The organism is Nonomuraea sp. NPDC003214, assembly GCF_053590035.1.
In genome coordinates, this window is record NZ_JBSFSX010000002.1 from 21,891 (window position 1) to 44,139 (window position 22,249).

Sequence of the window (22,249 nt, forward strand, 5' to 3'; positions counted from 1 at the left end):
ATCCCGCCTCTCTGGCGACACACTCCTACCAACAGACACGATATGTCGCGTCTGTCGAAAACTCAAGATGTATCGCGTTGTGGAGCGAGGTCAGTCCTCGTCGTCCAGCCGGGCGAGCCATGTCGCCAGCCGCTCGACCGGGGTCTCGAACTCCGGGTTGAGGTCGACGAACTCGCGCAGCCGCTCGCCCAGCCACAGCAGGCTGACCTCTTCCTCACCCCGCCGCTCGACCAGCTCCTCGATCCCCCGATCAGTGAAATACATGGTGCTCCCGTTCAGTCAACTCGTCAGCCGCGAAGCGAGATCCGCGACCGGAATCCGGGCGTCCGCCCGCCCGCGCTCCGACCCTATCGAGCAGTGAGCCCCCGCCGGGGCGGGGGCTCACTCAGGCGGTCGGCGACGGTCAGCCGAAGACCTGCTTCACGATCTCCTCAAGCTCGGCGTCGTGGGCGGCGTGCGAGCCGACCGCGGGCGAGCTGTTGGGGGTACGCGAGACGCGCCGCAGCGGGCGGCCGCCCAGCAGCTGCGGGTCCTCGGCCAGCTTGAGCGACAGGTAGGGCCAGGCGCCCATGTTGACCGGCTCGTCCTGCGCCCACACCAGCTCGGCCTGGGCCCCGTAGCGGGCCAGCTCGGCGTCGAGCTCCTCGGCCGGGTAGGGGTAGAGCCGCTCGATCCGGACCAGCGCGACGTCGTCACGGCCGGCGCTCTCCCGGGCCGCGAGCAGGTCGTAGTAGATCTTGCCGAACGACATCACGACCTTCGTCACCTTGGCCGGGTCGACCGTGGTGTCGCCGATCACCGGCTGGAAGGTGCCGGAGGTGAAGTCCGACGCCTTGGACGTGGCCCGCTTGTGCCGCAGCAGCACCTTGGGCGTGAAGACGACCAGCGGCTTGTGCCGCCCCGACTCGACCTGCCAGCGCAGCAGGTGGAAGTAGTTGGCCGGGGTGGTGGGCTGCGCGACCGTCATGTTGTCGAGCGCGCAGACCTGGAGGAACCGCTCGATGCGGGCGGAGGAGTGGTCGGGGCCCTGGCCCTCGTAGCCGTGCGGCAGCAGCAGCACGACACCGGAGCGCTGGCCCCACTTCTGCTCGCCCGACGAGATGAACTCGTCGATGATCGTCTGGGCGCCGTTGACGAAGTCGCCGAACTGCGCCTCCCACGCCACGAGGGCGTCGGGACGCACGACGCTGTAGCCGTACTCGAAGCCCAGCGCCGCGAACTCGCTGAGCAGCGAGTCGTAGATGTAGAACTTCGTGGTGCCCTCGTTGAACGACTTGAGCGGGGTGTGCTCCGCGCCGGTCACCCGGTCGACCAGCACCGCGTGGCGCTGGGTGAAGGTGCCGCGGCGGGAGTCCTGGCCCACCAGGCGGACCGGGTGCCCGTCGATGAGCAGCGACCCGAAGGCCAGCGTCTCGCCCATGCTCCAGTCGATCGCGTCCTGCTCGACCATCTGGCCGCGGCGCTGGAGCACCGGAGCCAGGCGCGGGTGGACGGTGAAGCCCTCCGGCAGGTTGAGCTGGGTGTCGACGATGCGCTTGAGCGTCTCGTCGCTGATCGCGGTCGGCGTGTCGGCGTGCGACCACTTGACGACCTCGGTCGGCGGCACCCGCATCGCGCCCGCCTCCAGCGGCTTCTTGGCCGCCTCGCGGGTCTCGGTGAACGCCTGCTCCAGCTTGGCCTGGTAGTCGCGCAGCGCCGACTCGGCCTCCTCGACCGTGATGTCGCCCCGGCCGATCAGCGCCTCGGTGTAGAGCTTGCGCGTGGAGCGCTTGGCGTCGATCAGGTCGTACATCAGCGGCTGGGTGAAGGCCGGGTTGTCGCCCTCGTTGTGGCCGCGGCGGCGGTAGCAGATGAGGTCGATCACGACGTCCTTGCGGAACGCCTGGCGGTATTCGTAGGCGAGCTCGCCCACGCGCACCACGGCCTCGGGGTCGTCGCCGTTGACGTGGAAGATCGGCGCCTGGATCATCCGGGCCACGTCCGTCGCGTAGACGGAGGACCGGGAGGAGGCCGGCGAGGTGGTGAAGCCCACCTGGTTGTTGACCACCACGTGCACGGTGCCGCCGGTGCGGTAGCCGCGCAGCTGCGACAGGTTGAGCGTCTCGGCCACGACGCCCTGGCCGGCGAAGGCCGCGTCGCCGTGGACGAGCACGGGCAGGACGGTGAAGCCCTCCTCGCCGCGCTCCAGCAGGTCCTGCTTGGCGCGGACGACGCCCTCCAGGACCGGGTCCACCGCCTCCAGGTGCGACGGGTTGGCGACCACCGAGGCGGTGATCGTCTTGCCGCTGGGCGCGGTGAACGTGCCGGTCGCGCCGAGGTGGTACTTCACGTCGCCGGAGCCGTGCGCGGTGCGCGGGTCGATGTTGCCCTCGAACTCGCCGAAGATCTGCGCGTAGGACTTGCCCACGATGTTGGCGAGCACGTTGAGGCGGCCGCGGTGGGCCATGCCGATGACGACCTCGTCGAGGCCCTCGTCGGCGGCGTCGCTGATGACGGAGTCGAGCAGCGGTATGAGTGACTCGCCGCCCTCCAGCGAGAACCGCTTCTGGCCGACGAACTTCGTCTGCAGGAACGTCTCGAACGCCTCGGCGGTGTTGAGCCTGCTCAGGATGTTGAGCTGCTCGTCACGCTCGGGGGAGGCGTAGGGCTTCTCCACCCGCGCCTGGATCCAGGCCCGCTCCTCGGGGTTCTGGATGTGCATGTACTCGATGCCGACGGTGCGGCAGTAGGAGTCACGCAGCACGCCCAGGATCTCGCGCAGCTTCATCAGCGGCCGGCCGCCGAAGCCGCCGGTGGCGAACTCGCGCTCCAGGTCCCACAGCGTGAGGCCGTGCGACTGGATGTCGAGGTCGGGGTGCTTGCGCTGCTTGTACTCCAGCGGGTCGGTCTCGGCCATGAGGTGGCCGCGCACCCGGTAGGCGTGGATGAGCTCTATCACCCTCGCCGACTTGGCCACGTCCTCGTCGTGGGAGGCCGAGATGTCGCGCACCCAGCGGACCGGCTCGTACGGGATCCGGAGGTCTTCGAAGATCTCGTCGTAGAAGCCGTCCTCGCCCAGCAGCAGCCGGTGGATCGTGCGCAGGAAGTCGCCCGACTGGGCGCCCTGGATGATCCGGTGGTCGTAGGTGCTGGTGAGCGTCATGACCTTGGAGACGGCCAGGCGCGAGAGCGTGTCGGGGGACGCGCCCTGGTATTCGGCCGGGTATTCCATCGCGCCGACGCCGATGATCGTGCCCTGTCCGGGCATCAGGCGCGGGACGGAGTGGACCGTGCCGATCGTGCCGGGGTTGGTCAGCGAGATCGTGGTGCCGGTGAAGTCGTCGACGCCGAGCTTGCCGGCGCGGGCCTTGCGGACGACCTCCTCGTAGGCCATCCAGAACTGCCGGAAGTCCATGTCCTCGGCGGCCTTGATGGACGGCACGAGGAGCTGGCGCTCGCCGTTGCTCTTCTGGACGTCGATGGCCAGGCCGAAGCCCACGTGCTCGGGCTTGACCAGCGTCGGCTTGCCGTCGACCTCGGCGTAGGAGTAGTTCATCTCCGGCATGCTCTTCAGCGCCTTGACGATCGCGAAACCGATCAGGTGCGTGAAGGAGACCTTGCCGCCGCGACCCCGCTTGAGGTGATTGTTGATCACGATGCGGTTGTCGATGAGCAGTTTGGCCGGGATGGCCCGGACGCTCGTCGCGGTGGGGACCGTCAGCGAGGTGTCCATGTTGGCGGCCGTGCGGGCCGCCGCCCCGCGCAGTTTCACCTCTTCGGCGCCCTTGGGCACCTGGGTGACGGGCTGCTTGGGCTTCTCGGCGGGCGCCGGTGGCGGCGCCTTGACCGGAGCGGAAGCGGGCGCGGTTGCAGTGCCGTTCGCCGCCTCCCTGACCGGGGTACGGCCCGGTCCGTAATCAGGGTTGTAGTCAGCGAAGAAGTTCCACCAAGCCTTGTCGACAGACTCGGGATCTTGGAGATACTTCTGGTACAGCTCGTCGACAAGCCACTCATTCTGACCAAAGCTTGCCAGCGGGTTTGTCCGCGACGACTCAGACGACACGGCGCAAATCGCCCTCTTCCGCAGATCGGCGTTGATGTTAGAGAACCTGTCCAAGGCTACTCGCCCGGACCGACGGCGCGCGCCCGCGAGCCGCTGCCGCCTCGCCTGATCCTCTCAGGAGTGTCCCGAGAGGTCACGCGCCCCCAGTCAATCCAGGTGGTGCCGTCAACATTACCGTTTGGTATCAACAGCGGGAACGGAGGTTTAGTTCCCGCCTACGACGAGCCTGGAGGCGATCCGGACGTCGGGGGACAGCCGGGTGAGCAGATCGGCCAGCTCCTCGCCCGCCTCCTTCAGCTCCTCCAGCGACATCGGCTCCAGCCGCTCCAGCAGGAAGATCGCGTTGGTGGTCTCCTCGGTGAGCCGGGTGCGGACCACCTGGCGCCAGTTCCACCTGCGGCAGGTGACGCCCAGGTCGTCGCGCCAGATCACCTCGCCGGGCTCGGGCTGCCCCAGCGCCTCCTCCGACGCCTCGTCGCCGGTCGCCCTGACGAGCCGGGGCGGACCGGAATAGCGGTCGAGGTCCTCGCCGCCGATGGGCAGCGCGTGCTTCACGCTGATCGAGTTGTACGCGTCGACGACCTGGTTGATCTCCGGCAGCGGGAGCCTGCGGGTGAGCGCGTCGACCGAGGGCCGGGTGCGCTGCGGCTTGGCGCCGAAGGCGCGGTAGGCGTCCTTCCAGGCGTCGATCTTGGCCGGCTGGACCTCGTGCGTGGCCGCCTCGGCCAGCCAGTCACGGGTCAGGTCGTCGGTGGGGCCGTTGCGCAGGCCGTGGGCCGTCATGGCCAGGACGGCGAAGTCGGGGCGCAGCGCCAGGACCGCCTCGTCCACCGTGATGTCGTCAAGCATGCGCCTCAGTCTAGAAGGCGGCCATACCGCAAAAAGCTCTTTGCAAAATTGTCTTTGCGGTTTATCGTCAGGACATGGAGGACGAGTTCAAGATCAGTGATCCGCAGGTGCTCAAGGTCGTGGCGCACCCGCTGCGGGTGCGGCTGCTGGGCCTGCTGCGCGCCGACGGGCCGGCCACCGCCAGCGAGCTGGGCCGGGTGGTGGGGGAGAGCTCCGGCTCGACCAGCTACCACCTGCGCGAGCTCGCCAAGTACGGCTTCATCGAGGAGGACCCCGACCGGCGCGACGGCCGCGAGCGGCGCTGGCGCTCCCGCCACCGCTACACCTCCTGGGACAACCTGGAGATGTCGGCCAGCCCCGAGGGCCGCGAGGCCGTCAAGATCATGCGGCTGCGCCAGGTGGCGGTGCTGGAGCAGCGGGTCCGAGAGTTCGACGAGGGTGAGTGGGCCGACGCGTGGGTGCGCGCGGCCGGGCTGAGCGACAGCCTGGTCCGGCTGCCCGCCTCGGCCCTGCGCGAGCTCCACGAGCGGGTGGACGGGCTGCTGGAGGAGCTCGAGGCCCGCTACGCCGGCGCGCCCGACGCCGAGCAGGTGCACCTGTGGGTGGGCGGCTTCCCGCGCCGTCCGGAGGAGGAGGACGAGACGTGACCCCCCGCTCGGCGCTGCGGCGCTACATGCTGGTCAACTTCCTGACGTGGCTGCCCTTAGGGCTCATGATGCCCGTCATGGTGCTGCTCATGACCGAGCGGGGCCTCAGCCTCGCCCAGGTCGGGCTCGTGACGACCGTGTTCTCGGTCGTCACCATCGCGCTGGAGCTGCCCACGGGCGGGCTGGCCGACGTCGCGGGCCGCCGCGTCGTGCTGGCCGCCTCCGCCGCGTTCACGCTCGCCGCGCTCGCGTTGATGGCGGTCTCCACCACGGTGTGGATGTTCCTGGGGATGGCGGTGCTCAAGGGCGTGGGCCGGGCGCTGTCCAGCGGTCCCGCCACCGCCTGGTACGTCGACACGCTGCACGAGCTGGAGGGGCCGGACGCCGACCTGGGGCGCGGGCTGGCCAGGGGCGGCGCGATGGAGTCTGTGGCGCTCTGCGTGGGCGTGCTCGCCGGCGGGTTCGTCCCCCTCCTCGTGCCGCCCGGACCGCTGCCCCCGCTCGCCGTCCCGGCGGCCGGCGGCGCCGCCGCGGCCGCGGTCCTGCTGGTGGTGGCGCTGCTCGCGCTGCCCGAGCCCGCCCGCGAGCACGCCTCCGCCGTGACGGCGCGCGGGCTGCTGCGCGGCGTGCCCGCGACCGTCGGCGAGGGCGTGCGCCTGGTGACCGGAGCGCCGGTGCTGCGCCGGCTCATGCTGGTCGCCGCCGGGTCGGGCGTCGCGCTGACCGCCGTCGAGCTGCTCACCCCCGGACGGCTGGCCGAGCTCGCCGGGACCGCCGAGGAAGGCAGCACCGCGTACGCGATCGTGGCGGCGCTCGGGTTCGCCGGGAGCGCCTTCGGGAGCGCGATGGCGCCCCGGGCGGCGCGGCTGGCGGGTCGCATCACCGGTGCGGGAGGGCCGTCGCCGGTGGCCGGGTCCGTGGCGGGAACCGTGCTGACCTCGGCCTCCGTCGGGGCGCTGGCCGCGACCGCGGGCCTCGGCGGGGCGGCCGGGCTGATCACCGCCGCGACCGCCTACGTCGTGCTGTTCGCCGGGCTCGCCGTCGCGAGCCTGCTCTGCCTGGAGATGACGCACAAGGCCGTCGACGCCGGGCGGCGCAACACCGTCACCTCGACGAGCTCGCTCGCCCTGCAAGGCGGCGCCGCGGCGTCCAACCTGGGGTTCGGCGCGCTGGCCACCGGGGCGGGCACGGTGGCCGCCTGGTCGATGGCCGCCTGCCTGATCATGGCCTCGGCGCTGCTGTTCGTCAGGATGCCGCGGACCAGTCCAGCTCCGGCCCCACAGGTACGATCCGGCTCGGATTGATGTTCGTCTGGGTGACGTAGTAGTGCCGCTTGATGTGGTCGAAGTCGGTGGTCTCGCCGAACGCCGGGATCGCGTACAGCCTCCTGGCGTACGACCACAGCGCCGGATAGTCGGTCAGGCGGCGCACCGAGCACTTGAAGTGGCCGTAGTAGACGCTGTCGAACCTGGCCAGCGTCGTGTAGAGGCGCACGTCGCTCTCGGTCAGCGCGTCGAACAGGAACTCCCTGCCCGTCAGCCGCTCCTCCAGGAAGTCCAGCGTGGCGAAGACGCGGCCCACGGCCTCCTCGTACGCCTCCTGGGCGGTGGCGAACCCGGCCTCGTAGACGGCGTTGTTGAGACCGTGGTAGACGCGCTCGTTCATGGCGTCGATCTCGGGGCGCAGCGCCTCGGGATAGAGGTCGGGCGTGCGGCTCCAGGTGGTCTCCAGGTCGAGGGTGATCCGCGGGAAGTCGTTGGTGACGATCCGCCCCTCCTTGGCGTCCCAGACGCACGGCACCGTGTAGCGGCCCCGGAAGTCCGGGTCGGTGGCCAGGTAGAGCTCCGACAGGTAGATGCCGCCGGGGACCCGCCAGCCCTTCTCGTCGCGGATCGGGTCCACGATGGTCACGTCCAGCAGGTCCTCGAGGCCCAGGAGCCGGCGCACGATCAGCACCCGCTGCGCCCACGGGCAGGCGTAGGAGGCGTAGAGCCGGTAGCGGCCGGGCTCGGGCGGGCCGAGGCGGTCGGTGAAACGGTTCGGCTGCCTGACGAAGCGCCCGTCATCGGCGATTTCACGTTTCATGCCCCCAGTAGAACATGCTTCCGGAACGCCGGGCAGAATCTCGGGCATGGCGAAGTTCGTGGTGACTCCTTCCAGCGAGGAGCAGCGTGCGGCATGGACGGGCGGGACGATCCCCGAGGTGGAGCGGGTGCGGCCGGGCCTGTGGTCGGTGCCGGTGCCCATCCCGATCAACCCGCTGCGCTACGTCCTGGTGTACGTGCTCGAATGCGACGACGGCGTGGCCCTCGTCGACGCCGGATGGAACACCGACGAGGCGTACGACGCGCTGGTCGCAGGGCTCGCCGTGGCCGGTTACGCGATCACCGACGTCAAGGCGGTGCTCGTCACCCACATCCACCCCGACCACTACGGCCTGGCGGGACGCGTCCGGGAGGCGTCCGGTGCGTGGATCGGGCTGCACCCGGCGGACGCCGAGCTGGTCCACGAGCGCTACGACGAGGCCGCCATCGAGTCGCTGGTCGCCCGGGAGCGGGCGCTGCTGGCGCGCTGCGGCGTGCCCCCGGCCACGCTGGACGAGCTGGCCGGGGCGTCGATGATGATCAGGCACCTGGTGTCGACGGCCAAGCCCGACCGGCTCATCGAGGACGGCGACCGGCTCGGCCTGCCCGGCTGGGACCTGCGCGCGCTGTGGACGCCGGGGCACTCGCCAGGCCACCTCTGCTTCACCTCGCCGTCCAGGAAGCTGCTGTTCTCCGGCGACCACGTGCTGGCCAGGATCACGCCGATCGTCGCGGTGCACCCGCAGTCGGGGCCGAACCCGCTGGCCGACTACCTCGGCGCGCTGGCCGCCGTGCGCGCCCTGGACGTGGAGGAGGTGCTGCCCGCCCACGAGTACCGCTTCCTGGAGCTGGCCGGGCGGGTCGACCACGTGATGGCCCACCACGAGGAGCGGCTGGCCGAGATCGAGGGCGTGCTCGCCGCGTCGGACGGCGTGAGCTGCTGGGAGGCGGCGACCCGGCTGACGTGGTCGCGGCCGTGGGAGTCGATCCCGGCGTTCATGCGCCGGGCGGCCAACAACGAGACGCTGGCCCACCTGGTGTGGCTGGAGGCGCGCGGCCGGGCCCGCCGGGAGCCCGGCGAGCCGGACCGCTGGGTCAGCGGCTGAGCCCCGTCCAGAACGCGTACGCGTGGTCGCGCTCGAACGCGGCGCGCTTCCACGTCCCGGCCGTGAGCGAGCGCACGTGCCGGTCGCGCTCGGCGAACCGCGCCCAGCCCGGGTCGCCGGTGGCCGCGAACCGCACCCAGGCGCCGGTCATCCGCTCGGCCAGCCGCGCCTGCCGGGGCGGCAGCTTCTCGAACAGCTTCAGGTCGAACAGGTACGGCAGCTCCGCCATGTGCTGGGCGCGCACCGGGAAGCTCGTGGCGGGGTAGCCGGCGAACCAGGGCGTGTCCTTCTCGGCGAACTCGTACATCCGGGTGGGCGTCCAGCGTGACAGCAGCCGGGCGGTGTCGAGCGTGGGCGCCGCCCAGGCGTGGTCGGTGCGCACGGCGGCCAGCGCCGCCCCGGCCGAGCCGTGGGCCCGCAGCGGGTAGCGCTTCAGCACGGCGGCGGCGTCGGCGCCGAACTCCGCGCGGATCGCGGGCGCGTACTCCCCGGCGCGCATGGGCCGGCCGCCGGGGGCCAGCTCCGCGCCGGCGACCATGCCGCGCTCCTCGTCGTGGTTGACGCCGACCAGCACCGGGACCCGGTTGAACCGGCCGTCGCGCAGCGCCTGCGCGGGGGTGCGGGGCAGCAGCGCGGTGCCCGCGACCGGGCGCGGCTCGGCGAAGGCGCCGTAGGCGGCGAGCAGGTCGGCAGCCGGCACCGCGCGCAGGCAGGCCGCGACGTCGTCGGCCTCCTCGCACCCCACCTTCTCGATCACCTTGGCGCTCTCGGCCTCGGCGGCGGCGCGGGTCCGCGATCCGCCCGTCGCGCAGGGGGCGCTCTGCACGATCGCCCGGTGGAACAGGCCCTTGGACGCGGGCGAGGCGAGGTGGCCGCAGACGGCGTAGCCGCCGCCCGACTGGCCCATGATCGTCACCTTGCCGGGGTCGCCGCCGAACGCGCCGATGTTCGCCCGGACCCAGCGCAGCGCCGCCTGCTGGTCCTCCAGGCCGAAGCCGCCCGATCCGCCGAGCGCGGGGGAGCTGAGGAAGCCCATGACGCCCAGCCGGTAGTTCATCGACACGACGACCGCCCCCGCCGAGGCCAGCCGCGCCGGGCCGTACATGTCGCCCGTGCCGTACATGAGGCTGCCGCCGTGGATCCACACGACGACGGGCAGCTTGCCCTTCGCCTTCGCCGGGGTGGTGACGTTGAGGTAGAGGCAGTCCTCGTTCTCGCTGGGCACGCCGATCGGGTAGCCGGTGGGCTGGGCGCAGGCCGGGCCGGGGCGGGTGGCGTCGCGCACGCCGGTCCACGACGCGGCCGGCCGGGGCGAGGCCCAGCGCAGGTCGCCGACGGGCGGGGCGGCGTACGGGATGCCCTGGAAGGAGCGGACGCCGGCGGCGGCCGATCCGCGCACCTCGCCGGCGGCCGTGCCGACCACGACGGGAGCGGTCGCGGCGGCGGCGGGCAGGGCGGGGGTCGCCGTGGCGAGCAGGCCGGCGGCCAGCACGCCCGCGAGCCGTCCGTAGGAGGGGGTCATCTGGGTGTTTCTCCCGTCTCGTGGTGATCTGCAGAGGACGGTACGGAGATTTGGGCGATCGCGCAAGTCGTTCGCCTAAGGCGCTCGCATGACACGCTTGCTATGCTGCCCGGCATGGGAAACCGGGAAGATCTGCTCGACGGGGCCAAGCGGTGCCTGCGCGAGAAGGGCTACGACCGCACCAGCGTGCGCGACATCGCCTCCGCCGCCGGCGTCAGCATGGCCGCCATCGGCTATCACTACGGGTCGCGCGAGGCGCTGCTGAACAAGGCGCTGTTCGAGATCCTCGACGAGTGGGGCGACGCCATGGGCCGGGCGCTCGTGCCCGAGTCCGGCGGCGCGGCGGCCGAGCACTACGCGCGCATGTGGGAGAGCCTGCTCGCCGACTTCAAGGCCCATCCGGACCTGTGGCTGGCCTCGGTCGAGCTGTTCATGCAGGCCCAGCGCCAGCCCGAGCTGCGCCCGGCGCTCGCCGAGGGCACCCGGCAGGGGCGGGCCGGGATGGCGGCGATCCTGGAGAGCGTGCCGGAGGACACGGTGCCGGAGCGGTCCGCGCGCACGCTGGGCACGGTCCAGGTCGCGCTGATGACCGGCGTGATGGTGCAGTGCCTGAGCGACCCCGACAGCGCGCCCAGCGCCGCCGAGGTGCTCGACGGGCTGCGGGCCGTCGCCAAGCTGCTCGGCTGAACGCCCCGGCTCGGGTTATGGTGCTCCTACCAGAATGTTGTTCTCCTGGCTGGAGGTTCGATGCTTCGGTTCGATGACAGGGTCGCGATCGTCACGGGGGCCGGGCACGGCCTCGGCCGCTCCCACGCGCTCCTGCTGGCCGAGCGGGGCGCCAAGGTCGTCGTCAACGACCTCGGCGGCGCGCTCGACGGCACCGGCGCCTCCGCCGGCCCGGCCGCCGACGTGGTCGAGCTGATCACCAAGAACGGCGGCCAGGCCGTCGCGAGCACCGACAACGTCGCCACCCCCGAAGGCGCCAGGGCCATCGCGCAGGCCGCCGTCGACGCGTTCGGGAAGATCGACATCGTCGTCAACAACGCCGGCATCCTGCGTGACAAGTCGTTCGGCAAGATGACCGTCGAGGACTTCGACAGCGTCCTCGCCGTGCACGTACGCGGCTCCTACCTGGTCAGCCAGGCGGCCTACCCGTTCATGAAGGAGGCCGGCTACGGGCGGATCGTCAACACCTCCAGCCCGGCCGGCCTGTTCGGCAACTTCGGCCAGGCCAACTACTCCACCGCCAAGATGGGCCTGGTCGGGCTCACCAAGACGCTCGGCATCGAGGGCGCGCGCAGCGGCATCAAGGCCAACGCCATCGCCCCGATCGCCTGGACGCGCATGACCGAGGCGCTGCTGCCCGCCGAGTTCGAGGCGAAGTTCACGCCCGAGCGGGTCAGCGCGCTCGTCGCCTACCTGGTGCACGACTCGTGCGAGGCGAGCGGCGAGGTCTTCAGCGTCGGCGGCGGGCGCGTGGCGCGGGTGTTCGTGGCCGAGGGGCCCGGCTGGAAGAGCGACGACCTGACGCCGGAGGCGCTGGCGGACAACTGGGCGTCCGTCATGGCCGAGCAGCCGTACGTGCTCACGGCGGGCGACTCGATGAAGGCGATGCTCTAGCAGGGCTCCAGAGGGTTCACGTTCGGGGGCGCCGATCCGTACGGGTCGGTGCCCTGTTTTATGCCGAAAAATCGGGCTTTGTTCGATCATCGACAGAAGTACGGCGAGTTTGGGCGGCTCGCACTCTTGAATTGCCGGATGAGTGATCTTATTGTCGCGGCATGACCCCCGCCCCGGGCTCGCCCGGCGACGTCCTGACGCTGATCAGCGCAGGCTCCGCGACGACCCGTTCCGACCTCGCCCGGCTCACCGGGCTGGCCCGATCCACGATCTCCCAGCGCGTCGACGCGCTGATCGAGCGCGGTCTGGTCGAGGAGACCGAGAGCGGCGAGTCGACCGGCGGACGCCCGCCCCGCCAGCTCCGCCTGCACACCGAGGAGCACGCCTTCGCCGGCGTCGACCTCGGCGCCACCCACTGCCGCATCGCCCTCATGGACATGTCCGGCGACGTGCTCGCCGAGTGCGAGGACTCCCTGCTGATCGAGGAGGGTCCCGAGACCGTGCTCGCGCACGTCGACGGCCGCCTCGACCGGCTCCTCGCCGAGGCCGGGCGGCCCAGGGCGGCGCTGCGGGCCATCGGCATGGGCGTGCCCGGCCCGGTCGAGTTCGCCACCGGGCGGCCGAACAACCCGCCGATCATGCCCGGCTGGAACGAGTACCCGATCCCTGAATACTTCGGCGGCACCGCCGTCCTCGTCGACAACGACGTCAACGTCATGGCCCTGGGCGAGCACCGCAACGCCTTCGGCGACATCCGCCACCTGCTGTTCGTCAAGGTCGGCACCGGCATCGGCTGCGGCATCGTCGCCGAGGGCACCCTCCACAGGGGAGCGCAGGGCTCGGCCGGCGACATCGGCCACATCCGCGTCAACGGCCACGAGGAGGCGGGCTGCCGCTGCGGCAACAGCGCCTGCCTGGAAGCCGTGGCAGGCGGCGCCGCCGTCGCCCGCCGCCTCACCGAGCTGGGCGTCGCCGCCGAGTCGGGAGCCGACGTCGTCGCGCTCGTCCAGGCCGGCAACACCCAGGCGCTGCGGCTCGTCAGAGAGGCCGGCCGGCTCATCGGCGAGGTGCTGGCCAGCCTGGTCAACTTCTTCAACCCCGAGGTCATCGTCATCGGCGGCGCCCTCTCGCGGGTCCACGAACACCTGCTCGCCGGCATCAGGGAGACCGTCTACCGCCGCTCCCTGCCGCTGGCCACCCACCACCTGTCGATCGTGCCGAGCCGCATGGGGATCAACGCCGCCGCACTGGGCGCCGGGATCCTCGCGATCGAGCACTACCTGTCACCGGACAACATCAACCGCATCGTCAACGCCTGAAACCGTGTGAAAGGGAGCCCGATGCTCGTCATGAGGGGGATCGTCAAGCAGTTCCCCGGCGTGCGCGCGCTGGACGGGGTCGACCTGGACGTGCGGGCGGGCGAGGTGCACTGCCTGCTCGGCCAGAACGGCGCCGGCAAGTCGACACTGATCAAGGTCCTGGCCGGCGTCCACCAGCCGGACGAGGGCACCGTGGAGTTCAACGGCGCGCAGGTGCGCCCGTCAGGCCCGATGGACGCCATCCGGCTCGGCTTCGCCACCATCTACCAGGAGCTCGACCTGGTCGACGGGCTCAGCGTCGCCGACAACATCTTCCTCGGCCACGAGCACGCCCGCCTCGGCTTCGTCAACACCGGCGCCGGCCACCGGGCCGCCCGCCAGGTGCTCGAACGCCTCGGCCACGGCGAGATCCGCCCCTCCACCGAGGTCGGCAGGCTCTCACCCGCGGCCAAGCAGGTGGTCTCGATGGCGCGGGCGCTCTCCCACGACGCCCGCCTGATCATCATGGACGAGCCGTCGGCCGCCCTCGCCCACGACGAGGTCGCCAACCTCTTCCGCATCATCCGCGAGCTCACCGGCCAGGGCGTGGCCGTCGTCTACATCTCCCACCGGCTTGAGGAGATCCGCGAGATCGGCGACCGCGTGACCGTGCTGAAGGACGGCCGCACCGTCGCCGTCGGCCTGCCCGCCCGCGACACCCCCACCTCCCGCATCGTCTCGCTGATGACCGGCAGGAACGTCGAGTACGTCTTCCCGCCCCGCGCCGCCCGGCCCCCCGGCGACCTGGTGCTGGAGGTCGAGCACCTGACCTCGCCCGGCGCCTTCCACGACGTCAGCTTCAGCGTCCGCGCCGGCGAGATCGTCGGACTGGCCGGCCTGGTCGGCTCCGGCCGCTCGGAGATCCTCGAAGCGGTGTACGGCGCGCGTCCCGCCTCCGGCAGCGTCGTCCTCGCCGGGAAGCGGTTACGCCGCGGCGGCGTCGTCACCAGCGTCCGCCGCGGCATGGGCCTGGCCCCCGAGGAACGCAAGGCCCAGGCCCTCCTCCTCGACCAGAGCGTCACCGCCAACATCACGCTGGGCAGCCTGCCGGGCTTCGCCAGGTTCGGCTGGATGAACCGGGCCCGCGAGCGCGCCGAAGCCGAACGCCTGGTCAAAGCGCTCGACATCCGGCCGCCCGACCCCGAACGGCCGGTCAAGACCCTGTCCGGCGGCAACCAGCAGAAGGCGGTGCTCGCCCGCTGGCTGCTCGGCAGCCGCCGCCTGCTCCTGCTCGACGAACCGACCAGAGGCGTGGACGTGGGCGCCAGGGCGGAGCTGTACGCGGTCATCCGCGACCTGGCCGACCAGGGCATCGGCGTCCTGCTGGTGTCCAGCGAGGTGCCCGAGGTGCTCGGCCTGGCCGACCGCGTGCTGGTGGTGCGCGAGGGCGCGGTCATCCATGAGGCCGGCGCCGGAGAACTCGACGAGCACCGCGTGCTCGACATGATCATGAATGGGAGAGCGGCCTGATGAGCGACGCCCGAAGACCGCCCGCGGCGGTCCCCGAGACCGGCGGAGCCGCGCCACCACCGGCCCGCGCCACCCTGAACTCCCTCACCGGAGCCCGCCACCTGGGCCTGCTCGTGGCCCTCGGCCTGCTCGTGGTCGTCGGCCTCGTCACCCGGCCGGAGAACTTCGCCACCGCCTCCAACCTCGTCAGCATCCTCTCGCTCGCCGCCACCATCGGCGTGATCACCGTCGGCGCCACCTTCGTCATCATCGGCGGCGGCATCGACCTGTCCGTGGGCGCGATCATGGCCCTGGCGTCCGTCTGGGCCACCACCGTGGCCACCCAGGAGTTCGGGCCCGTCGTCATGGCCGTCTGCGCCATCCTCGTCGGCACCGGCACCGGGCTGGTCAACGGCCTGCTCATCGCCTACGGGCGGCTCGTGCCGTTCATCGCCACGCTGGCCATGCTGGTGGCGGCACGCGGCCTGGCCCAGCGCATGTCGGACCGCAAGACCCAGCTCATCGACGGCGAAGGCGCCATCGCCGCCCTGTCGACCACCCGCATCCTCGGCATCCCGCTGCTCGTCTACATCTTCGCGCTGGTCGTGGTGCTCGGCTGGATCCTGCTCAACCGCACCACCTTCGGCCGCCGCACCTACGCCGTCGGCGGCAACCCGGAGGCCGCCAGGCTCGCCGGCATCGACGTCCGGCGGCACACGATGCTCCTCTACGCCCTGTCCGGGCTGTGCTGCGGCATCGCCGCCATCCTCATCATGGCGCGCACGACCACAGGCTCGTCCACCCACGGCGACCTGTACGAGCTCGACGCCATCGCCGCCGTCATCATCGGCGGCACCCTGCTCACCGGCGGCCGCGGCACGATCATCGGCTCCATCCTGGGCCTGCTCATCTTCACGCTCATCACGAACCTGTTCATCCTCAACGGCCTCAACACCAGCGACCAGCTGATCGCCAAGGGCCTGATCATCGTCGTCGCCGTCCTTCTCCAGCGGCGAAACCTGAAGGAGAGAGCACCATGAGCAACAACGTCGCGCGCAGGGGATTCCTCGTCGGCGGTCTCGGCGGCGCCGCGCTCTTAGCGGCGGGCTGCACCAGCAACGAGCCGTCGGCCTCGCCCACCACGGCCGCGCCGCAGCCGGCCCCGGCGGCCAGCGGCAACGACGAGCCCGGCGACAAGGTCGTCATCGGCTTCTCGGCGCCCGCCGCCGACCACGGCTGGATCGCCGCCATCGCCAAGAACGCCGAAGCCACCGCCAAGCAGTATCCCGACATCGAGTTCAAGCCGGTCGAGCCCACCAACGACATCAACCAGCAGATCTCCGCCGTCGAGTCGCTCATCGCCGCCAAGGTGAACGCGCTGGTCATCCTGCCCAACGACGGCCAGCAGCTCAACCAGATCGCGCTGCGCGCGACCGAGGCCGGCATCCCCGTGATCAACCTCGACCGCGTCTTCCCGGACAAGCTCGCCTACCGGACGTGGATCGGCGGCGACAACTACGGCATGGGCGTGGCCGCCGGTCACCACATCGGCAAGGCGCTCAAGGACAAGGGCGTGTCGAACCCGGTCATCGTGGAGATCCAGGGCATCGCCACGCTCCCGCTCACCCAGGACCGCAGCAAGGGCTTCGAGGACGCGCTGAAGACGTACGGGTTCAGCGTGACGGCCAAGCAGGACGCCAAGTTCACCGTGGAGACGGGCAACCAGGTGGCGACCGGCCTGCTCCAGGCGCACAAGAAGATCGACGCGATGTGGAACCACGACGACGACCAGGGGGTCGGCGTGCTGGCGGCGATCAAGGAAGCGGGACGGAACGAGTTCGTCATGGTGGGCGGCGCGGGGTCGGCCAACGCCATGCGGGAGATCCAGTCGGGCACGTCGGTGCTGCAGGCCACGGTCACCTACAGCCCCACGATGGCCTCCTCGGCCATCAAACTGGCGCGCCTGATCGCCCAAGGCAAGGGCATGAGTGACCTCGTGGAGAACCAGGTTCCGCAGTCCATCACGCTCGCGTCCGAGACCATTACCAAGGAGAACGTCGAGAAGTATCTGGACCTCGGCTTCGAATCCTGATCGGGGGTTGCATGTCAGCAAGAACCGTCGGCGTCGGCATGATCGGTTACGCCTTCATGGGCCGCGTCCACTCCCAGGCCTGGCGCAGCGTCGCCGCCTTCTTCGACGTGCCGGCCGTGCCGCGGATGCGGGTGATCGCCGGCCGGTCGAAGGAGGCGACCGAGGCGGCCGCCGAGCAACTGGGCTGGGCGGAGGCGGTGACCGACTGGCGTGAGGTGATCGCGCGTGCGGACGTCGACGTGGTCGACATCTGCACGCCCGGCGACACGCACGCCGAGATCGCGATCGCCGCCCTGCGCGCGGGCAAGCACGTCATCTGCGAGAAGCCGCTGGCCAACACGGTGGCCGAGGCGGAGGCCATGGTGCAGGCGGCCGCCTCGGCGACGGGGCGCAGCATGGTGGCCTTCAACTACCGGCGGGTCCCGGCGGTGGCGCTGGCCAGGCAGCTCGTGGAGCAGGGCAGGCTGGGGGAGATCCGGCACGTGAGGGCCCAGTATCTGCAGGACTGGATCGTCGACCCGGACTTCCCGCTGGTGTGGCGGCTGCGCAAGGACAAGGCGGGCTCGGGCGCGCTCGGCGACATCGGCGCGCACATCATCGACGCCACGCAGTTCATCAGCGGGCAGCACATCGTCGGGGTGTCCGCGCTGACGGAGACCTTCGTCAAGGAACGGCCGCTGCCGGAGTCGTCGTCGGGGCTGTCGGCCGGCGGCGGCTCGGGCCGGGGGACGGTCACGGTGGACGACGCCGCCCTGTTCACCGCGCGGCTGTCGGGCGGGGCGGTGGGCTCGTACGAGGCCACCCGGTTCGCCACGGGCCGCAAGAACGCGTTGCGCATCGAGATCAACGGCTCGCTCGGCAGCCTCGCCTTCGACTTCGAGTCGATGAACGAGCTGTGGTTCAGCGAGGGCGGCCGGGGCTTCGAGCGCATCCTCGTGACCGAGCCCGACCATCCGTACGTCGGAGCCTGGTGGCCGCCGGGTCACGGGCTCGGCTACGAGCACACGTTCACGCACGAGATCAAGGACTTCCTGGAGGCGATCGCCGAAGGGCGCGACCCTTCGCCGTCGTTCGCCGACGGGCTGCGGGTGCAGCGCGTGCTCGCGGCGGTCGAGCGGAGCGCGGCCGACGGGAGCCGTTTCACCGCTGTGGAGGACTCATGAGACCCATCACGCTGTTCACCGGTCAGTGGGCCGACCTGCCGTTCGAGGAGGTGTGCAGGCTGGCCGCCGAGTGGGGCTACGACGGCCTGGAGATCGCCTGCTCGGGTGACCACTTCGACGTGGCGCAGGCGGTCGCCGACCCGTCGTACGTGGAGCAGAAGCGCGCCCAGCTCGACAAGCACGGCCTCAAGGTGTGGACGATCTCCAACCACCTGGTGGGCCAGGCCGTCTGCGACCATCCGATCGACGAGCGGCACAAGGCGATCCTGCCGGCCCGGATCTGGGGGTCGGGCGATCCGGAGTCGGTGCGCCAGGCGGCGGCCGAGGAGCTGAAGAACACCGCGCGGGCCGCCGCGCTGCTGGGGGTCGACACGGTGGTGGGCTTCACCGGCTCGTCGATCTGGCACACGGTGGCGATGTTCCCGCCGGTGCCGGCGTCGATGGTGGACGCGGGCTACCAGGACTTCGCCGACCGCTGGAACCCGATCCTGGACGTGTTCGACGAGGTGGGGGTGCGGTTCGCGCACGAGATCCACCCGAGCGAGATCGCCTACGACTACTACACGACGGTCCGCACGCTGGAGGCGATCGGCCACCGGCCCGCCTTCGGCCTCAACTGGGACCCGTCGCACATGGTGTGGCAGGACCTCGATCCGGTGGCGTTCATCCTGGACTTCGCCGACCGGATCTATCACGTCGACTGCAAGGACACGCGGATGCGCGTCGGCGACGGCCGCCGGGGCCGGCTGTCGTCGCACATGCCGTGGGCGGACATGCGCCGGGGCTGGGACTTCGTCTCGACGGGCCGGGGTGACGTGCCGTGGGAGGACTGCTTCCGGGCGCTCAACTCGATCGGTTACGCGGGCCCGATCTCGATCGAGTGGGAGGACGCGGGCATGGACCGGCTGGACGGCGCCCGGGAGGCGCTGGCCTACATCCGCGACCTCAACGCGATCACGCCGCCGGCGACGGCGTTCGACGCGGCGTTCTCGTCGGGCTGACGACCTCTCCCCGCACGGGCCGCGTCCAGTACGGGGGCGCGGCCCGTGCTTTTTATGGATATTTCGGAAAAAGTGCTTTAAACACCAACCTTTTTATGACGGTGCGCTTAAATCGGTAACTCAGCGCTTTGTGATCTAGGTCGCATTCTCTTTTTCCTATTTCACCCTGATATGCGGTCGTGATACTTCTGTGACGCCGTGCGATCAGGGGACGGAGGGGCGTGACACCGTACTACGCCCCTCCGCGGTCGCACGTCGCCAGGCACTTGACGTGAGGAAACCATTTGCGCACCGTCATGAAGAGCACTGTCGGCAAACTGGCGCTCGGGGTCGCCGCCGTTACCGCTCTCTCGGGGGTTCCCGCCGCCCACGCGGCCGAGCCGCCCACCGCCGTGGAGGCCGCCTCCGCGCAGGCGGCCAAGACCGGCCAGGCCGTGCCCGTGCCGAGCCTGACCGACGAGAACAGCACCACCGTCGCCAACCCCGACGGCACCCTCACCGCCACCATCACCTCCGGCCCGTCCAACGTGAAGCAGGGCGACCGGTGGGTGCCGATCGACACCACGCTCGTCGCCGAGGGCGGCGTGCTCAAGCCGAAGGCCGCCAAGGCCGACGTCACGGTGTCCGCCGGCGGTGAGGGTCCGCTGGCCACGATGGTCGACGAGCAGGGGCGGACGTTCTCCCTCCAGTGGCCGCAGGCGTTGCCCGCGCCCAAGGTCGCGGGCAACGTCGCCACGTTCGCCGACGCCGCCGGACCGGGCGCCGACCTGGTGGTGACCGTCCTGCCGACGGGCTTCCGGCACGACGTGGTCCTCCGTACGAAGCCGTCCGGGCCGATCGAGCTGCGGATCCCCGTACGGACCGAAGGGGTGGAGCTGGGCGAGGCCGCCGACGGGCGGCTGGAGCTCAGGAGCGACGCCGGCGAGGTCGTCGCGGCCGGCGCCAAGCCGGTGATGTGGGACGCCAGTGGGCGCGGCAAGCCGCGCGGCGACGCCATCGCCCCGGTCGAGGCCGCCGTGCGGACCGAGAACGGCGCCAAGGTCCTGGTGCTGACGCCGGACGCGGAGTTCCTGTCGGACCCGAAGCGGGTCTACCCGGTGACCGTCGACCCGACGATCACGCTGCCCGGCGTGGAGGTCGACACCGACGTGGCCACTTCGTGGGCCTCGCACCCCGGCGACGCGATGATCATCGCGGGCACCATGCCGTGGGAGAACGGCCAGGGCGGCGACGTGATGCGCAGCCTGGTCAAGTTCGACACCAGCGCGTTCACCGGCAAGCGGGTGCTGTGGGCGGGCCTCGGCATGTGGAACGTCGAGACCAACGCCTGCGGCCTGCGCGTCGGCTCCGGCCTCACCGCCGAGCGCGTCACCGGCCCGTGGGACGAGAACAACCTCAACTGGGACAACAAGCCCCCCACCGTCAAGGAGGGCTCCTCCACCGTGCGCGCCGGGCTCGGCCGCACCTGGACCGAGCCCTGCGCGGGCGGCCCCGGGTTCCTGACGTGGGGCGTGACCGGCATCGCGCAGGCGTGGGCCAAGGGCGCCCCCAACCACGGCATCCAGCTGCGCGGCGCCGACGAGAGCGAGGCCACGAACTGGCGGGCGTTCGCCGCCTCCGAGAACAAGGAGCAGGGCGTCAAGCCGCCCACGCTGGCGGTCGTCTACTGGCGCTAGAACGGGTAGGACGGGGGGATGGATCTCGACTGGACCGCCGAGCTGCACGAGCAGCTCTCCTGGCACTGGACCAGGCAGCTCCGCCCCCGCCTCGACGGCCTGAGTGACGAGGAGTATCTCTGGGAGCCGGCCCCCGGCTCCTGGAGCATCCGTGAGGGCGTCATCGACACGGCCTACCCGCCGCCGGAGCCCGCGCCCGTCACCACGATCGCCTGGAGGCTGGCCCACGTCATCGTCGGCGTCCTCGGCGCCCGCACGGCCGCCCAGTTCGGCGGCCCCGCCGTCGACTACGACACGTTCCCGTACGCGACGACGGCGGCGGGCGCGCTGGAGCAGCTCGACGAGGCGTACGAGCGCTGGTCGAGCGGCGTGCGCTCGCTCGGGCCGGGCGACCTGGCGCGGCCCGTCGGCCCCTCGGAAGGCCCGTACGCCGACCGGCCCCTGGCCACCCTGGTGCTCCACATCAACCGGGAGGTCATCCACCACGGCGCCGAGGTCGCGCTGCTGCGCGACCTGTGGGCGCACCGCTGAGCGTCAGTCCATCACCACGATCTGGCGCAGCACCTCGCCGCCGCGCAGCGCGGCCACGGCGTCGTTGAGGTCGGCCAGCCGGATCCGCGAGCTGATCAGCGACTCCAGGTCGAGCTGCCCGGCCTTGTAGAGCTTGGCGAAGTAGGGGAAGTCGTGCCGCACGTCGGCCTCGCCGTACAGGCTGGACAGCAGGTTCTTGCCCTCGAACAGCAGGCTGAAGGCGGAGATCGACACCATGTCGTCCGTGGCGCCCGCGCCCACCACGACGACGTCGCCGCCCTGCCGGGTGAGCTGCCAGGCGCTCTGGATCGTGGCGGCCTTGCCGACGACCTCAAAGCCGTAGTCGAAGCCCTGGCCGCCGGTGAGCTCGGCCAGCGCGCCGGGGACGCCCTCGGGGGTGACCGCGTGGGTCGCGCCGACCTTCCTGGCCAGCTCGTGCTTGGACTCCAGCGGGTCGACGGCCAGGATCGTCCTGGCGCCGGACACCCGCGCGCCCTGGATGACCGACAGGCCGACGCCGCCGCAGCCGATCACCACGACCGTGGAGCCGGGCCGCACCTTGGCGGTGTTGACCACGGCCCCGACGCCGGTCGTGATGCCGCAGCCGATCAGCGCCGCCGCCTCCCACGGCACCTCCGGGTCGATCTTGATGGCGCCCTGCCAGGGCACCACGATCTCCTCGGCCCAGGTGCCGCAGCCGGCCATGCCGAAGGCCGTGGTGTCGCCGCCGAACCGGAAGTTGCCCTTGGTGAACGACTCGATCATGTACTTCGGGCACAGGAACGGCTGGCCGCCCAGGCACAGGTCGCACTCCTGGCAGGCGGGGCGCCAGCTGATCACCACGTGGTCGCCCGGGGCGACCGAGGTGACGTGGGCGCCGACCTCCACCACCTCGCCCGCGCCCTCGTGGCCGGGGACGAGCGGCACGGGCTGCGGCAGCACGCCTGACATGGCCGACAGGTCCGAATGGCAGACGCCCGTCGCCCGGATCCGCACCCGGACGTCCGCCGGGCCCACCGGGGCCAGGGTCACGTCGTCGCGGATCTCGAGCTTGTCATCGCCTACGGCGTGCAGAAGCGCGGCGCGCATGGGGGATTCCTCCTGTCGGG

The 22,249-nt window shown here is 71.2% G+C and carries 19 protein-coding genes; 13 read left to right on the forward strand and 6 right to left on the reverse strand.

Annotated features, from left to right (window positions below):
• Positions 1-90 precede the first annotated feature (90 nt).
• The 3 genes from ACWDXC_RS05065 to ACWDXC_RS05075 form a co-directional block, all read right to left on the reverse strand.
• Positions 91-264 (reverse strand): DUF6104 family protein, encoded by a 174-nt coding sequence (locus ACWDXC_RS05065; RefSeq protein WP_193318541.1) that lies wholly within the window; start codon positions 262-264, stop codon positions 91-93.
• 139 nt (positions 265-403) lie between these two features.
• On the reverse strand, positions 404-4,042 hold the full coding sequence (locus ACWDXC_RS05070; protein ID WP_449978209.1) for a multifunctional oxoglutarate decarboxylase/oxoglutarate dehydrogenase thiamine pyrophosphate-binding subunit/dihydrolipoyllysine-residue succinyltransferase subunit: 3,639 nt from the start codon (positions 4,040-4,042) through the stop codon (positions 404-406).
• 204 nt (positions 4,043-4,246) lie between these two features.
• The gene (locus ACWDXC_RS05075) at positions 4,247-4,891 is read right to left on the reverse strand and encodes a B3/B4 domain-containing protein (protein WP_449978213.1); all 645 of its coding nucleotides are present in this window, start codon (positions 4,889-4,891) and stop codon (positions 4,247-4,249) included.
• Between the two features lie 74 nt (positions 4,892-4,965).
• Between ACWDXC_RS05075 and ACWDXC_RS05080 the strand changes: the two genes are divergently transcribed.
• Together ACWDXC_RS05080 and ACWDXC_RS05085 are read left to right on the forward strand one after the other, a co-directional pair.
• Positions 4,966-5,538, forward strand: coding sequence for a winged helix-turn-helix domain-containing protein (locus ACWDXC_RS05080; RefSeq protein ID WP_449978218.1), 573 nt, complete (start codon positions 4,966-4,968; stop codon positions 5,536-5,538).
• Complete coding sequence (locus tag ACWDXC_RS05085; protein ID WP_449978220.1) at positions 5,535-6,842, forward strand: MFS transporter; 1,308 nt, start codon at positions 5,535-5,537, stop codon at positions 6,840-6,842. Before ACWDXC_RS05080 ends, ACWDXC_RS05085 begins: the two co-directional genes overlap by 4 nt.
• On the opposite strand, the gene ACWDXC_RS05090 is transcribed toward ACWDXC_RS05085, so the two are convergent.
• On the reverse strand, positions 6,784-7,623 hold the full coding sequence (locus tag ACWDXC_RS05090) for a glutathione S-transferase family protein (protein ID WP_219500901.1): 840 nt from the start codon (positions 7,621-7,623) through the stop codon (positions 6,784-6,786). The two genes, ACWDXC_RS05085 and ACWDXC_RS05090, sit on opposite strands and share 59 nt — an antisense overlap.
• A 46-nt stretch (positions 7,624-7,669) precedes the next feature.
• Between ACWDXC_RS05090 and ACWDXC_RS05095 the strand changes: the two genes are divergently transcribed.
• Positions 7,670-8,728 (forward strand): MBL fold metallo-hydrolase, encoded by a 1,059-nt coding sequence (locus tag ACWDXC_RS05095; protein ID WP_219500903.1) that lies wholly within the window; start codon positions 7,670-7,672, stop codon positions 8,726-8,728.
• Here ACWDXC_RS05095 and ACWDXC_RS05100 read toward each other — a convergent pair.
• Positions 8,718-10,250, reverse strand: coding sequence for a carboxylesterase/lipase family protein (locus ACWDXC_RS05100; RefSeq protein WP_449978223.1), 1,533 nt, complete (start codon positions 10,248-10,250; stop codon positions 8,718-8,720). The two genes, ACWDXC_RS05095 and ACWDXC_RS05100, sit on opposite strands and share 11 nt — an antisense overlap.
• Positions 10,251-10,364: 114 nt before the next feature.
• Here ACWDXC_RS05100 and ACWDXC_RS05105 point away from each other — a divergent pair, with 114 nt between their 5' ends.
• From ACWDXC_RS05105 to ACWDXC_RS05150, 10 genes are all read left to right on the forward strand, one after another.
• Positions 10,365-10,937 (forward strand): TetR/AcrR family transcriptional regulator, encoded by a 573-nt coding sequence (locus ACWDXC_RS05105; RefSeq protein WP_219500907.1) that lies wholly within the window; start codon positions 10,365-10,367, stop codon positions 10,935-10,937.
• Positions 10,938-10,997: 60 nt separating this feature from the next.
• On the forward strand, positions 10,998-11,870 hold the full coding sequence (locus ACWDXC_RS05110; RefSeq protein ID WP_449978225.1) for an SDR family oxidoreductase: 873 nt from the start codon (positions 10,998-11,000) through the stop codon (positions 11,868-11,870).
• A gap of 161 nt (positions 11,871-12,031) precedes the next feature.
• A complete protein-coding gene (locus ACWDXC_RS05115) occupies positions 12,032-13,189 on the forward strand; it encodes an ROK family transcriptional regulator (protein WP_219500909.1) in 1,158 nt (385 codons plus the stop codon).
• A gap of 21 nt (positions 13,190-13,210) precedes the next feature.
• Complete coding sequence (locus tag ACWDXC_RS05120) at positions 13,211-14,698, forward strand: sugar ABC transporter ATP-binding protein (protein WP_449978228.1); 1,488 nt, start codon at positions 13,211-13,213, stop codon at positions 14,696-14,698.
• Entirely contained in the window at positions 14,698-15,717 is a 1,020-nt protein-coding gene (locus ACWDXC_RS05125) for an ABC transporter permease (protein WP_246644110.1), read from the forward strand. Before ACWDXC_RS05120 ends, ACWDXC_RS05125 begins: the two co-directional genes overlap by 1 nt.
• Positions 15,714-16,769, forward strand: a complete 1,056-nt coding sequence (locus ACWDXC_RS05130) for an ABC transporter substrate-binding protein (RefSeq protein WP_219500911.1) — start codon at positions 15,714-15,716, stop codon at positions 16,767-16,769. The genes ACWDXC_RS05125 and ACWDXC_RS05130 overlap by 4 nt, the downstream gene beginning before the upstream one ends.
• A gap of 11 nt (positions 16,770-16,780) precedes the next feature.
• Positions 16,781-17,932 (forward strand): Gfo/Idh/MocA family protein, encoded by a 1,152-nt coding sequence (locus tag ACWDXC_RS05135; protein WP_449978232.1) that lies wholly within the window; start codon positions 16,781-16,783, stop codon positions 17,930-17,932.
• Positions 17,929-18,933, forward strand: coding sequence for a sugar phosphate isomerase/epimerase family protein (locus ACWDXC_RS05140; protein ID WP_357590269.1), 1,005 nt, complete (start codon positions 17,929-17,931; stop codon positions 18,931-18,933). The genes ACWDXC_RS05135 and ACWDXC_RS05140 overlap by 4 nt, the downstream gene beginning before the upstream one ends.
• Before the next feature lie 296 nt (positions 18,934-19,229).
• Entirely contained in the window at positions 19,230-20,609 is a 1,380-nt protein-coding gene (locus ACWDXC_RS05145) for a DNRLRE domain-containing protein (protein ID WP_449978235.1), read from the forward strand.
• Positions 20,610-20,627: 18 nt separating this feature from the next.
• On the forward strand, positions 20,628-21,140 hold the full coding sequence (locus ACWDXC_RS05150) for a DinB family protein (RefSeq protein ID WP_449978238.1): 513 nt from the start codon (positions 20,628-20,630) through the stop codon (positions 21,138-21,140).
• Between the two features lie 3 nt (positions 21,141-21,143).
• Here ACWDXC_RS05150 and ACWDXC_RS05155 read toward each other — a convergent pair whose 3' ends face one another.
• On the reverse strand, positions 21,144-22,229 hold the full coding sequence (locus ACWDXC_RS05155) for a zinc-binding dehydrogenase (protein WP_219500916.1): 1,086 nt from the start codon (positions 22,227-22,229) through the stop codon (positions 21,144-21,146).
• Positions 22,230-22,249: the final 20 nt, after the last annotated feature.

Excerpts from the sequence above, each read along its gene's own strand:
- ACWDXC_RS05095 (WP_219500903.1), top strand. The coding sequence starts at position 7,670 with ATGGCGAAGTTCGTGGTGACTCCTTCCAGCGAGGAGCAGCGTGCGGCA.
- ACWDXC_RS05155 (WP_219500916.1), bottom strand. The coding sequence starts at position 22,229 with ATGCGCGCCGCGCTTCTGCACGCCGTAGGCGATGACAAGCTCGAGATC.
- ACWDXC_RS05130 (WP_219500911.1), top strand. The coding sequence starts at position 15,714 with ATGAGCAACAACGTCGCGCGCAGGGGATTCCTCGTCGGCGGTCTCGGC.
- ACWDXC_RS05120 (WP_449978228.1), top strand. The coding sequence starts at position 13,211 with ATGCTCGTCATGAGGGGGATCGTCAAGCAGTTCCCCGGCGTGCGCGCG.
- ACWDXC_RS05090 (WP_219500901.1), bottom strand. The coding sequence starts at position 7,623 with ATGAAACGTGAAATCGCCGATGACGGGCGCTTCGTCAGGCAGCCGAAC.
- ACWDXC_RS05115 (WP_219500909.1), top strand. The coding sequence starts at position 12,032 with ATGACCCCCGCCCCGGGCTCGCCCGGCGACGTCCTGACGCTGATCAGC.
- ACWDXC_RS05100 (WP_449978223.1), bottom strand. The coding sequence starts at position 10,250 with ATGACCCCCTCCTACGGACGGCTCGCGGGCGTGCTGGCCGCCGGCCTG.
- ACWDXC_RS05075 (WP_449978213.1), bottom strand. The coding sequence starts at position 4,891 with ATGCTTGACGACATCACGGTGGACGAGGCGGTCCTGGCGCTGCGCCCC.
- ACWDXC_RS05145 (WP_449978235.1), top strand. The coding sequence starts at position 19,230 with ATGAAGAGCACTGTCGGCAAACTGGCGCTCGGGGTCGCCGCCGTTACC.
- ACWDXC_RS05125 (WP_246644110.1), top strand. The coding sequence starts at position 14,698 with ATGAGCGACGCCCGAAGACCGCCCGCGGCGGTCCCCGAGACCGGCGGA.
- ACWDXC_RS05110 (WP_449978225.1), top strand. The coding sequence starts at position 10,998 with ATGCTTCGGTTCGATGACAGGGTCGCGATCGTCACGGGGGCCGGGCAC.
- ACWDXC_RS05150 (WP_449978238.1), top strand. The coding sequence starts at position 20,628 with ATGGATCTCGACTGGACCGCCGAGCTGCACGAGCAGCTCTCCTGGCAC.
- ACWDXC_RS05105 (WP_219500907.1), top strand. The coding sequence starts at position 10,365 with ATGGGAAACCGGGAAGATCTGCTCGACGGGGCCAAGCGGTGCCTGCGC.
- ACWDXC_RS05080 (WP_449978218.1), top strand. The coding sequence starts at position 4,966 with ATGGAGGACGAGTTCAAGATCAGTGATCCGCAGGTGCTCAAGGTCGTG.
- ACWDXC_RS05065 (WP_193318541.1), bottom strand. The coding sequence starts at position 264 with ATGTATTTCACTGATCGGGGGATCGAGGAGCTGGTCGAGCGGCGGGGT.
- ACWDXC_RS05135 (WP_449978232.1), top strand. The coding sequence starts at position 16,781 with ATGTCAGCAAGAACCGTCGGCGTCGGCATGATCGGTTACGCCTTCATG.
- ACWDXC_RS05140 (WP_357590269.1), top strand. The coding sequence starts at position 17,929 with ATGAGACCCATCACGCTGTTCACCGGTCAGTGGGCCGACCTGCCGTTC.